Source organism: Pseudoalteromonas sp. SWXJZ10B, assembly GCF_015864475.1.
Taxonomy (GTDB): domain Bacteria; phylum Pseudomonadota; class Gammaproteobacteria; order Enterobacterales; family Alteromonadaceae; genus Pseudoalteromonas; species Pseudoalteromonas arctica.
In genome coordinates, this window is record NZ_JADYXD010000015.1 from 95,386 (window position 1) to 107,767 (window position 12,382).

At 37.5% G+C, this 12,382-nt stretch carries 9 protein-coding genes; 4 read left to right on the forward strand and 5 right to left on the reverse strand.

Going from position 1 to position 12,382, the window contains the following annotated elements; all coding sequences use genetic code 11:
• The first annotated feature begins 281 nt into the window (after positions 1 to 281).
• Positions 282 to 1,595 (forward strand): M20/M25/M40 family metallo-hydrolase, encoded by a 1,314-nt coding sequence (locus I6F54_RS14025; RefSeq protein WP_197141924.1) that lies wholly within the window; start codon positions 282 to 284, stop codon positions 1,593 to 1,595.
• A gap of 64 nt (positions 1,596 to 1,659) precedes the next feature.
• On the opposite strand, the gene I6F54_RS14030 is transcribed toward I6F54_RS14025, so the two are convergent.
• The 4 genes from I6F54_RS14030 to I6F54_RS14045 form a co-directional block, all read right to left on the reverse strand.
• Complete coding sequence (locus tag I6F54_RS14030; protein ID WP_197141926.1) at positions 1,660 to 2,457, reverse strand: response regulator; 798 nt, start codon at positions 2,455 to 2,457, stop codon at positions 1,660 to 1,662.
• Positions 2,458 to 2,609: 152 nt separating this feature from the next.
• Positions 2,610 to 3,326, reverse strand: a complete 717-nt coding sequence (locus tag I6F54_RS14035) for an SIR2 family NAD-dependent protein deacylase (RefSeq protein WP_197141928.1) — start codon at positions 3,324 to 3,326, stop codon at positions 2,610 to 2,612.
• Positions 3,323 to 4,339 (reverse strand): Kelch repeat-containing protein, encoded by a 1,017-nt coding sequence (locus I6F54_RS14040; RefSeq protein WP_197141930.1) that lies wholly within the window; start codon positions 4,337 to 4,339, stop codon positions 3,323 to 3,325. The genes I6F54_RS14035 and I6F54_RS14040 overlap by 4 nt, the downstream gene beginning before the upstream one ends.
• 444 nt (positions 4,340 to 4,783) lie before the next feature.
• Entirely contained in the window at positions 4,784 to 5,662 is an 879-nt protein-coding gene (locus I6F54_RS14045; protein ID WP_197141932.1) for a sensor domain-containing diguanylate cyclase, read from the reverse strand.
• Between the two features lie 483 nt (positions 5,663 to 6,145).
• Between I6F54_RS14045 and I6F54_RS14050 the strand changes: the two genes are divergently transcribed.
• Genes I6F54_RS14050 through I6F54_RS14060 form a run of 3 tightly spaced genes read left to right on the forward strand, consistent with a single transcriptional unit; the run spans position 6,146 to position 10,769 of the window.
• Complete coding sequence (locus tag I6F54_RS14050; protein WP_197141934.1) at positions 6,146 to 8,206, forward strand: TonB-dependent receptor plug domain-containing protein; 2,061 nt, start codon at positions 6,146 to 6,148, stop codon at positions 8,204 to 8,206.
• Between the two features lie 9 nt (positions 8,207 to 8,215).
• Positions 8,216 to 8,743 (forward strand): YfiR family protein, encoded by a 528-nt coding sequence (locus tag I6F54_RS14055; RefSeq protein ID WP_010553524.1) that lies wholly within the window; start codon positions 8,216 to 8,218, stop codon positions 8,741 to 8,743.
• Between the two features lie 4 nt (positions 8,744 to 8,747).
• A complete protein-coding gene (locus tag I6F54_RS14060; protein ID WP_197141936.1) occupies positions 8,748 to 10,769 on the forward strand; it encodes a putative bifunctional diguanylate cyclase/phosphodiesterase in 2,022 nt (673 codons plus the stop codon).
• Positions 10,770 to 11,022: 253 nt separating this feature from the next.
• Here I6F54_RS14060 and I6F54_RS14065 read toward each other — a convergent pair whose 3' ends face one another.
• Entirely contained in the window at positions 11,023 to 11,658 is a 636-nt protein-coding gene (locus tag I6F54_RS14065) for a methyltransferase family protein (protein ID WP_010553522.1), read from the reverse strand.
• Between the last annotated feature and the right edge of the window lie 724 nt (positions 11,659 to 12,382).

Consider the following 12,382-nt stretch of genomic DNA (forward strand, 5'->3'; position numbering starts at 1 on the left):
TTAGCTTAGCCTTATCTTTTCTAAATACAGCAAAACCACCAAATTGGTGGAGATCAGTAATATCAGACAAATCGTTGTTTAGTTATACAGCTTGATTATTAGTTAAAAGGTTATATTTTAAATATCTGTGTTTAAACCAATAACGCGTACACCCCATAATTATTAAACTTGTAACTCGTTATTACTTATAAAATTAGTTAAAAATCACAATCTACTCCTATTGAATCCTGTGTATTTTTACTTCATATTAAATACTCTTATTTCTCACTTATTATGCTGTTATGTCATTTTTAAAATTTAGCCATGCACTTATTCTGACCCTTGCTAGTACCCTGCCGCTTACAAGCCATGCGGCGCTTGATAAAAACGAGCGTGAAATAGTAAAACAGGTCGATACAAATATTCCCCAAGCTCTGCAACAAATAGAGCAAGCCGTAAATATTAATAGCGGTTCGCTTAATATTGAAGGTGTAAAAAAAGTAGGTGCGCTGACAAGCGAGCAGCTTAAAGCTATTGGTTTTAAAGTAGAATGGCTTGATGGCAGTGCGTTTAACCGCGCAGGGCATGTATTAGCAACCCATGAGAGTGATGATCCCAATGCAATAAAAATACTGATGATCGGCCATCTAGATACGGTATTTGCCAAAAACGATAACTTTACAACTTATAAACAGCTTGATGCCGATACAGCCAGTGGCCCAGGCGTTGCCGATATGAAAGGCGGCAACACGATAATAATTACCGCTCTTAAAAGCTTACAAGCCCTTAACTTACTCGAAAATGTAAGCATAAAAGTATTACTGACTGGCGATGAAGAAAGCAGCGGTCGCCCGCTTAGCTTATCTAAACAAGCTATTGTTGATGCCGCAATTTGGGCCGACGTAGCGCTTGGCTATGAAAATGGCGATAACAATATAAAAACAGCGATGGCGGCGCGCCGTGGTTATACCGGTTGGACGCTAAACGTAACGGCCAATGCGGCGCACTCCTCGCAAATATTTAGCGAAAGCGTTGGTTATGGCGCTATTTACGAGGCATCGCGTATTTTAAATGATTTTAGAGAACAACTTGCCACGCAACCTAACTTAACATTTAATCCGGGGCTTATTGTGGGCGGTACCAATGCCGACTACGACAGCGCTAATTCGTCAGCAACGGCATTTGGTAAAAGTAATGTAATAGCACAAACCGTGCATGTTGCAGGTGATTTACGCGCACTTTCGCCAAAACAATTCGAAAATGCAATAAGGTCAATGCAACTCATTGCTAGCAACAGTTTAAATGGCAGTAAAGCTGAGCTTATTTTTGAAGATGGTTACCCACCAATGGCATTAACTGATGGCAATAAAAAGCTATTAGAATTGTACAGCGACGCAAGCCACGATTTAGGCTTCAACAAAGTAGTAGCCGCCAACCCTCGCAACGCAGGTGCAGCTGATATTTCGTTTGCGGCAAGCCATGTTGATATGGCACTTGATGGTTTAGGTTTGATGGGCAGCGGCGCGCATACTAAAAACGAAACAGCCGATTTAACCAGCCTTGATAAAAACATTAAAAAAACTGCATTACTCATTTATAGATTAGGAAAACTGTAATAGTAAATGTATTTTAAAGATGAGCGTAGGCCAAATAATAACCGTCCTACGCTTGTACTTACTTTTAAGACATTATTTTATACAGTAATTCTCGCACTGTGGCCGGTTCAAATGGTTTATCACAAATAGCATCAACTCCCGCTTGAGCAATATTAGCTAGGTGGGTGTCGTTTGCCTCTGAGCTCACCATTAAAATAGGAATATGTGAGTAGCTATTTGAGCTTCTAACGGCTTCTGTTAGTTCCCGTCCGTCCATTTCTGGCATGTTGTAGTCGGTTACTATTAAGTCAAACGATTGGTTGTTTAAGTGCTCAATAGCTTCTTTACCGTTTTCAGCTTCTACTGGTGCAGGTATTCCCATACCGGCAAGTACGCGAATAATGTGCTTGCGCGCAAAGCGACTGTCATCTACAACCAATACTCGTAGTAATGTTACATCGAAATGTTCAAGCTCTACTTCTTCTTCACTAATTATGTCTAGCGTGGCTTTAAGTGCGCGTGTAATTGCGGTTGCACTAAAAGGCTTTGGTAAAATGGCTAATACACCCGATTGACGTAGTTGCTCTAAATACTTTTTATTTCGCTCGCTTGATACAAGCATAAACGGTTGATGCTCGGTGCTTGGGTTTGATCTGATTTTTTGCAATAAGGTGTCGGCCGTACCATCGGCCAAATACATGGCGCTTATTACTAAATCTGGTTGGTATTTAATAAGCAGTGCTAATGTTTGCTCTTGTGTGGTTGCCGTTTCTACTTGTTTAACGCCACTATCTAATAACGATTTTATAATTATTTTTTGTTGAACGTCTGAAGGTTCTACTAAAAGTATTGATAAATTGGCTATTGCGGTTAAATCACTCATTTATGTCTCTTGTATATTATTATGCTTTTATAAAGCGATTGCTTTTGCTAATTAATATTATAGAACAACATGTATAACTGGAGAGATAAAAACTTTGCAAAATTGTAAATAACATTAAAGATTGCGCGTTAAATACTCATAACGCGCTTACTTTAGTTGTTTTGAATGTACTCCAGTGCCGTCATTTTTTTATAGCTTACATTAGGGTGTAAAATATGAGCTGGTTCGGGGTCTACAACTTCAATGGGAATGTTGTAATCGCGGGCTATTTCTATTGCCATTTGTGTAATATTAACGCTAAACGAGGTACCCATAAATACGATTTTATCGGCGTTGCTCATACGCTTTTGCGCTTCGCTAATTCTATAAAGCTCGGTGTAGTACTCGTCAAACAGCAAAACAAAGGGTTTAAAAGAATGATTAAGCTCGGGTGCTTGGTTTTTAATATTAAACACTTCAAATAAAGAGTTGTGCAGGCGGCTTTCATCAACATCTTCCCACGGAGCGGTAAATGGCGTTACATCGTCGCCTTGCTCATGAAACAAGGTCATTTGATCAAGCCTGCCGTGTATAGCTATGTAATTTTTGTTACCTGCTTTGCCATCAAGCCCATCTATATTTTGAGTAATTAGGTTTTTGTCACTTAGCCAATGGTGCACGTCGTTTGGGCCATGGTTACGATACGTTGCAAAGCGATGGTAGTACCATGCTAAAAACTCTTTAGGAGCGTTTTGGTACATTGCGCGTGTTGCCATTTCCATAGGCGTATAATTTTTACTGCCTATGGTCCAGTAACCATCCTCCCCTCGAAATGTAGGAATGCCACTGGCTGCGCTGACTCCCGCCCCGGTAATGTAAAGGGTGTTCATTTTTGAACCTCGTAACCGAGTACGTTAGCACTTACTTGCTGGTTATTATCAAAACCGCCAATTCGGTATAAAACACCGTTGTGCTCAAGTAAACCACGGTGATCCATACTTTTTACGTCAACCGGTGATAAAACCTGCCATTCGTTTTTATCAACACTAAAGCGCCAAACATGATTGCTTGCTGGTGCAGGCTTGCCGTCGTAGCCTATTGCGCTGTAGTTATATGGGTTATTAGAGCCTGCCAGCATATAAATATTGCCGTTATAGCTGGTGGCTGCCATTCGATAGTGAGCAGTACCCGTTGGATGTGGCAACGTGCGCCAATCTATTTTTTGTGGATTAGTTGAATCTATAGTGCCTTTTAAGCACTGTGCTACGCCTGCAAACGAGCGACGCGAATCTGGATTTGCTTGTGTTTTAACACCATCACAAATAACAATGGTATTATCGCTAATTGCAGCAGCTTGGCCAAATACGGGCTCACCTAAAAATGGCGAGGCTTGTTGCCATGTATTATTTTGTGTGTCGTACACTTGTACTAAATTTACGTTGCCGTCGTTATGCCAGCCGCTAATTAAGTAAATGTAACGCGCTTTATAGCTAAGCGCTACACTGTCGTCTACGGGTACTGGCATACTTGCAAGATGCGTGTAAGTATCTTTTATTACGTCGTACTTATATACGTCTGGGCTTGAAACTTCAGTATGATCCTCTGCTACCGTATAGCCGCCAAAAACATAAGCGTACTCGCCTAAGCCGACTGCGGTGCTTGCTAAGCGCCCTTTTAATGGCAAGCTTGAAGGCACACCAGTTTTAGATTGCCACTGTGAATCGCCAACTTTAAGCGCCCACACTTTGTTATGTACGGACGAGTATTGTTTATCGCCCCCCAGCCCCATAAAGCTTAAAAAATAGGTTTGGTTTTGTACTGTAACTTTAGCCACAGCATTATTAGCAACTGGCTCTGGTAAAGCGGGAAGGCTTGCTAACGCAAGAGAAAAAAGAAGGCTCATAAGGCAAATAATTTAATAAGAATTAATACGCTCAGATTAAATTATTTTAACCTTATGAGCCAGTATTGTTATATCTAAATAATCAAACGCTTTTGATTAGTAACCATATTAGTAGGCAATACCAATATGCTGATTTACGTGCGCTGCATTTTGCGCTTCATCAACCATTGCAGTTGCATAATCAGTGACCTATACCTTGCTTTCGCCTGCATCATTCGTAAAAAATGTATTACTGCCGATACGGTAATCGCCTTCATTATCATCTGGACATAATTTGTGGGCAGCCTATTTATCAAGGAACTACCAACAAACTGTTGTAAGAGCATTTATAGATTTTTTAGCGCAGCACTGGCAAACCGATATTAAAAAATATGTCGGCAAGTAAGGCATTGTAGTTAAGGACGCTGTGACTATTGTTTAACCTAAGGTGATAGTTCAGCTTAGTTATTGAGGTAAATAGGTTACGTTATCTAAGCCTCGTTGTTTATTTTTGTACATAGCTTGATCAGCATACTTTATGAGTTCGTGATCTGTTTGGCCGTGCTCGGGGTAGTTTGCAATTCCTATACTGGGTGAAATATTTAGTAGTACGTCATCTAACTTAAAGACGGCTTTAAACTCAGTGAGGACTTTATTTTTTATTCTGACGGTTTCGTGGCTAGAACTTAAGTTATCTAAAATAATTAAAAATTCGTCTCCGCCTAAACGCCCTACTGTGTCGTAATGCCTTACTGACGCTGAAAGCCTTTTTGCTATAGCGCATAAAAGCTTATCGCCAATTTCATGTCCGTGAGTATCGTTTACTGCTTTAAAGCCATTTATGTCTATAAACAGTAAAGAAAAAAACGTGTTGTCTCTGGTTGCACTAATAATTACTTTTTCTAATCGATTCATTAATAAAGAACGATTTGGTAGGCCAGTTAACACATCGTGCCGTGCCATATAATGGAGTTGATCTTCCATTACTTTACGTTCAGTTATATCGTGCGCGACAGCGATTCTTACTTGATGTTGCTCTGACCAACGAACAGACCATAATATATGAACTACTTGACCATCTTTTCTCATCCAACGGTTTTCAAAGCGAGGGTTCACCATTCCGCCAGACAACAGCGAAGTTACGGCATTATGCGTTTTATAATGATCACCTTCGTAAACATAGTTAATCATTTTTTTGCCTACAACTTCGTCGGCCGTATAACCAAAAATTTGCTCAAATGCTGCGCTTACAAAAACAAATGTGCCTTGTTTATCTACCACGCATACCGCATCAAGCATTAAATCGAGTACTTCTTCTACATTAATTAATTCATTTTTTTCCATACTTTGGTGCCTTCAAAGCAAAACCAAGCGAATTTAAGTATTCTATATACCTTTAATAAAAGCAAAGGTAATTGAAACTACAATAATAGTTAATACAAAGTTAGATTAATCGTGCACGTATAATTAATATCGCCCTTGTAAAAGCATGATATGCAAAGTTAAATAATCAATAAGCGCAAAATACTTTGAAGTCCTTCAAAAATAGACTAAATTTTAAATAGTATATAATCATATAACTCTCAGTAACTTCTATTTTTTGACTCTTTAATAAATGTAATTGTATAAAATGTATCTACTTTATTTTTTAAATTTTACTGTTTTATTGGCCGAAGTTAAATTTTTTAACTACTACAAAATTAGTTGTTTTGATTTAATCGCATTTATACTTTTACGCTGTTAATGTATGTTAATATTGTGTGATATCACATGTATTACAAAAACAGTCATTGTTTTTGATTTTTTGATTGCGCAGGAGACTTTTGGGTGAAAATATCACAACGTTTATTTTGGCCATTACTTTTTGTGTGCCCTCTTATAACGGCTGAGCCGTTTGAAGATGAAGATCTCGATCTTGATGCTTTAATGGGTATGGATGTGCAAGCAACCTCTGCAATGAAAAGAGCGCAATCAGCATTTGATACCGCTTCATCTATTTACGTTTTAAGTAAAGAGCAAATAACAAAATCTGGAGCAACCTCTGTTCCCGAAGCACTCAAAATGGTGCCTGGTTTAATTGTACGTCAGCTCGATAATAATCAATGGGCTATTTCATCAAGAGGCATTGCCTCTCGCTTTTCAAGCAAACTGTTAGTAATGATTGATGGGCAAAGCTTGTATACCCCAAAATTTGCGGCAGTTTACTGGGAAACCCTAAACGTGCCTTTGTACGATATTGAACGCATTGAGGTAATACGCGGACAAGGCGGGTTACTTTGGGGTAGCAACGCAAATAATGGTGTAATTAACATTATTACTAAAAATAGTATTGATACTCGCGGTGGATACGCAAATATAACCACTGGTAACCAAATAAATGCTGATGCAAACCTTCGCTACGGTGGTGATATAAGTAACAAAGGAAGTTACCGAGTTTACGGCCACTTAAAAGATGCCAATGAGTCAAAAAAAGGAATTTCACTCACTCCAAGCGATACAACCAAGCAAAATTCTTTAGGTTTTAGGGCTGACTTTACCCCTAGTGATGAGTGGTCAGCACTACTTCAAGGCGATATAACTCACTCAAAACTTGGCCAAAACTATCGAGGCGTTATAGATGAAACCAACGCAAACATTGCATTTTCGGATGATTTAAAACGAACAGACTCACGCATAATGGCAAGGTTAGAAAATAGAATGTCGCCAGATGCAAACCAGATGCTACAAGTTTCTTGGCTTAAACAAAATGGCTCTCAAAATTATATTAAAGAAGACTTTCAATCGATAGATATTGATTATCAGATGAACTTTATATATCAATCTCTACAGTTAGATTGGGGGTTGAACTACCGATACAATTCTATATCTTTCGCAGAAAGCGTATTTTTAGATAGTGATAAAGACTTCGATAACCTCACACAATATGGTGTACTTGTCCAAGCTCAGTACAATGTGATTCCTGATACCCTTGACTTTATTATTGGTACTAAACTTGACCATAACGATTTAACTGGGTGGGAAAATCAACCATCAGCAAGACTTATTTATAAGCCAGCCGACAACAACATTGTATGGGGTGCTGTATCACGAAGTGTTCGAACTCCTACTCTAATTGAGTTTAACGATAACTTTAAAGTTAATGGTACAGAAATTAAAGATCTTACCGGTTTAAGTTCAGGCTTTGACCAAATAGACGACTACCGAATTGCAACCTACCTAAATGGTAATGACAAAGTTAAATCAGAAAACTATCTATCTTATGAATTAGGCTACCGTTTTACTGCTAACGATTGGTCATTGGATCTTTCTACTTATTATACCGATGCTAAAAACGTAGCGGTTATTGATATGAATACACATGCTGAACAATTCACTCCTATACTTGATTTATTTCTAGCAGGGAGAATTCCAGAAGTATTTCAAGCACTAAGAATGACTCGTATAGATTTAGACTTTGCATCTGTAGCAGACACAACCACTAAAGGGTTCGACTTAGTAGTATCATGGCAACCAATTGATAATCTCAATACTGAGTTTGGTTATAGTTACACCGATTATAACTACGATTTACCTCCTAGAGTAGAGCCCGCTATCGGGTATGACTCTAAAAACAGGCAGTTATTTGCAAAAGCCGATTATTCTTTTTTAACCAACCATAACGTGTTTGCGACATTACGAGCAGTAAACTCAAATGCATATAATACTGATAATTACACAACGTTAGATATTAGTTGGAATTGGCAGGCTACGCCTGTGTGGTCTACTGCAGTTTCGGGTAAAAACCTATTTTCAGGTTCACATATTGAGTACAGTAATACGCGCGAAACCTATACATTACCAAACTATATTGATGAATGTATTACGTTTACAATTTCAGCAAATTTCTAAGCTAATTAGATGATTAAATTAAGAAGCCTAATTCACAGAAGCTTAATAGCCTTGGTACTTTTAAGTACCAGCGTTGACGCTGTTGAAAAAGAATACATGCTAAAAGCAGGCTTCTTGTATAACTTTGCACGTTTTGGACACTGGGATTCTCATTTAGAGCCCCTTGATCAATTTACTATTTGTAGCCCTGATAAATACTTTATTGATGTGGCTAACACCGCTCTAAAAAATCGCACTATAAAAAAATTACCTTTACATAATAAATTAGTCACTCTTGATGAAGTCACAACATCTGCCTGTAACATGCTATTTATCACCTCAGATACATTTGCTCAGTGGCAAAACATAACTCCTTTAGATCTAAAAAATATTATGGTCATTGGTGAAACAGACTCATTTATTGAAAATGGCGGCCATATCAGATTCTTTCTTTCCAGTGGTAAAATTCGCTTTGAAATTGCACCACAACAGCTTAAAGATGCAGGCATTACTATGAGTTCAAAAGTACTACGACTTGCACGCGTTGTAGATAGGTAATGCAATGAAAAAACTATTTGCATTAAATACAATGAGCAAAAAATTATTATTCATCTTAATGAGTGTCGCACTTGTATCAACCGCTACAGTAACCATTGTATTTAGTGCTTATGAAATCACCAGCGCTAAAGAAGAACAAATAGAAAGCCTGGGGTCGCTGTCTAAAATGCTTTCACCCAATATAACTGCTGCACTTATGTTTAATGATATAGATGCAGTACAAGAGCTTATAAACCCAATACTTATACGCTCAGATGTTATTAGTATAATGGTAACGAGTATGACTGGTGAACAACTTGTTGTTGCTCAAGCCGAAAATGAAGAAATAGAACAAAGCATTGAGGTTAATACCCCCCTTCAGCTCGATATGCATGATTATGGCGTATTAAAAATACGCGCTAACAACAGTTACATTCAAGACAGAATCACTTTTTACTTTAAATTTATAATGATTTTGATGGTCTTTACCTTTGCTATCAGCCTCATTTTATCCCTTTTGCTAAGGCGCCGCTTTTTAAACCCTATTTTATATTTAGCACAAACAGCAAATAAAATAACAACGTCACATGATTATAGTTTACGCGCTAAACAACTATCACAAGATGAAGTCGGACAGTTAACTTCTTGTTTTAACGATATGCTATACAACATTGAGCAAAGAGAAAGCTCATTAGAAAACCAAGTTAGGCTTCGTACTAATGAACTTGAAAATGCAAATATTCAGTTGCAACAATATGCTTACCAAGACGGGTTAACCGATTTACCAAATAGACGGTATTTTTACGAGAAACTACAAAGCTTAGTAAGTATTAAGGGAATGAAATTCGCACTTATATTTATAGATTTAGATGGTTTTAAAGAAGTAAACGACAGCCTTGGACATGACTACGGTGATTTATTATTACACCAGGTAGCAACGAGGCTGCAAAGCTGTATAACAACAAAAGATACAGTAGCACGCTTAGGTGGAGACGAATTTACATTAATTTTAGAGGGTGTAAGTAGCCCTGATGAAGTATCAAAAATTGCCGAAGCTGTAAAAAGTAGTTTAATGCAGAGCATTAAAATAAAAAAAGAAACAGTCTATGTTACTGCAAGCATAGGTTTAACGTTTTTCCCTGCTGATGGTTTAACAGTAGAAGAGCTCGTTAGACGTGCTGATCAAGCGATGTATTTATCTAAAAATAAAGGGCGGAATCGCTATGAGTTTTTCTCCTATGCTATCGAAGAAAAAGCCACAGAAAAGCGTCGCCTGATAGAAGAGATACGCACTGCAATTGTAAAAAACCAATTTGAATTATATTACCAACCTATATTTTCAATTGATGGGAAATCAGTACCAAAAGCTGAAGCCCTTATTCGTTGGAACCACCCTGAACGAGGCCTAATAGGCCCCAATGAATTTATACCTGTTGCTGAAAAAAATGGATTAATAAACGACATAGGCCAATGGGTAAAATCTCAAGCAATTCAAGATACCGTCCTATTCAATGTTTTAAGTGAAAAGACAATTCAAGTCAGTGTAAATACATCACCTCTTGAAATTGACCGCGCTGGTTGCTGGGTGGATGAATGGATTGTTGCAAGTAAAAAGTACCAACTACCCGCCAACACTATTTTAATTGAAGTCACTGAAAATACCTTAATGGATCCAGATTCGTCAATACAGCGACAATTAAAACGCTTAAGCACTATTAATATAGACATAGCGATTGACGACTTTGGTGTTGGTTATTCTTCTTTGGCGTATCTACAGCGCTTAGATATAGATATTTTAAAAATAGATCGTTCATTTATAAGCGATATTGAATCAAACGATAATAGTATCGCTCTCGTGAAGGCTATTATAACTATGGCTCACAACCTAGATGTAATGGTGGTAGCGGAAGGTGTTGAAACACAAAAACAGTATGACCTATTAAAGCTGCTTGCTTGCGATTATATTCAAGGCTACATTTTTTCAAAGGCAATTACTAAACAAGAGTTTATGAAAAAGTATATAATACCAATCCGCAATAATACTTAATCATTTTGCGGGGCTGAATGTGTCGCTACCTGTGTTAAAAAATTCTCATTTAGAACAACTAAATAGCAAATTTTTTGCCTAGCTATCAACACGTTTTTCCATCCTCAAAATAGATCACTTAATTAAGCGAATTGGTATAAAACAAAAAGAAGTGATCTGATTTATGTCCATCTTGCTAAATTTTAGCAAGCCAACACAGAACACGTCTTTACTCTTGCGTTAAAATTTCATGTATTTAAAGCTCAATCCCAAGCTATAACCAGCGAGGGACTAGTTGTTTATACTCTTTATATTGTGTTGAAAAGCGATGAGCTAAATGAGCTTCTTCAACTAACGTCTGTCTATATATAGCTATAAAACCAATAACCAAACAGGTCAAACTAAATATACTAGGTAAGGCTAAAAAGAAACCCACCTGTGCAGCTACAACACCTAAATACATCGGATTCCTAGAGTATTCATATAGTCCTGATGTTTTAAGCTCATGTGGTCCCTTAGGATCAATTCCTGAACGCCAAAGTGCTGCCATATGAAAATGTACAAACATCGTCAAAATAAAACCTGCACTCAATAAAATATCGCCAAATAATACACCTGGCCAGCCATTGAGAATTGGAAATAGCCCAAGGTAGCTATCTAACTCAGGTACAAACACTCTAATTACACATATAAACCAAATAGCAGCCCTGAAAAACTTAAAAACCATATGGTTCCACCAACTAGTACAAAACTTATCTCCGGGATAAATAACGCCTGATGGTGTGTCTCTATTTTTATAAATAATTCTAAATGTATAAAACCCCGCAACAAAAGTATAAAAAATAGCTAAGTAAATACGTGTAAATTCAACTAGCGAAGTAGAGTCATCTAAAAATGTTTCATAGGGCATCTAGTTACAGCTCACAATCATTATTGGTAGTAATTTTAAAACAACTAACTCAATAAATTTTAGTTATAAGGTCATGAAATTATATTAGTATTCATTGCCTTCATAAACAAGTTAAGTCAGTAGTTTGTTAACGAGTAATCATTAACTCATACCATTAATTTAAAATAACTTTGATTTATGAGGATCTCATACTTTTTATATAATACCAATCTGCTTATATATTTGAATTGATATTATTCACTCATATTTTTACATTCTATATATGCAAAAAAACGACTATTTAGGTTAGGACTTTCTTTAATTCGAAGCTTTGTACAGTGCAATAGTACCCTCAGCGTTAGGAAGTCACAGTGAAAAACTACACTCGCATCGGCGATGCGGCGATGCCACTTTAACTCGTTAAATTAAGTAGATTATTCACTGAGAGACGCTTCGCTCTAGAGGAATACCTGAATCACTTTTCTAAAAATGTAAAAAGCCCAGCTCGTTAGGTTCGGGAGCTCTACAACTTAATGCTTGTGTGATGTCATGATACCTTCAGCGGTGGAGAGTCATAGTGAAAATGCTGCGCACTCATCGTAGAGCGTAGGTTTTTATAATTTTAACAGCAGGAGTCGCTTTGCTCGCCCGCCCTGCGTGTTGATGTGTGTAGTGGTCAATAAAATTTGGCCACAGTTTTAGAATCTTGATATCTAACCTCAGATTCATTTGGCGCTAAACCGGC

Coding starts and splice junctions, on each gene's coding strand:
- I6F54_RS14025 (WP_197141924.1), top strand. CDS start 282: ATGTCATTTTTAAAATTTAGCCATGCACTTATTCTGACCCTTGCTAGT.
- I6F54_RS14030 (WP_197141926.1), bottom strand. CDS start 2,457: ATGAGTGATTTAACCGCAATAGCCAATTTATCAATACTTTTAGTAGAA.
- I6F54_RS14035 (WP_197141928.1), bottom strand. CDS start 3,326: ATGAACACCCTTTACATTACCGGGGCGGGAGTCAGCGCAGCCAGTGGC.
- I6F54_RS14040 (WP_197141930.1), bottom strand. CDS start 4,339: ATGAGCCTTCTTTTTTCTCTTGCGTTAGCAAGCCTTCCCGCTTTACCA.
- I6F54_RS14045 (WP_197141932.1), bottom strand. CDS start 5,662: ATGGAAAAAAATGAATTAATTAATGTAGAAGAAGTACTCGATTTAATG.
- I6F54_RS14055 (WP_010553524.1), top strand. CDS start 8,216: ATGATTAAATTAAGAAGCCTAATTCACAGAAGCTTAATAGCCTTGGTA.
- I6F54_RS14060 (WP_197141936.1), top strand. CDS start 8,748: ATGAAAAAACTATTTGCATTAAATACAATGAGCAAAAAATTATTATTC.
- I6F54_RS14065 (WP_010553522.1), bottom strand. CDS start 11,658: ATGCCCTATGAAACATTTTTAGATGACTCTACTTCGCTAGTTGAATTT.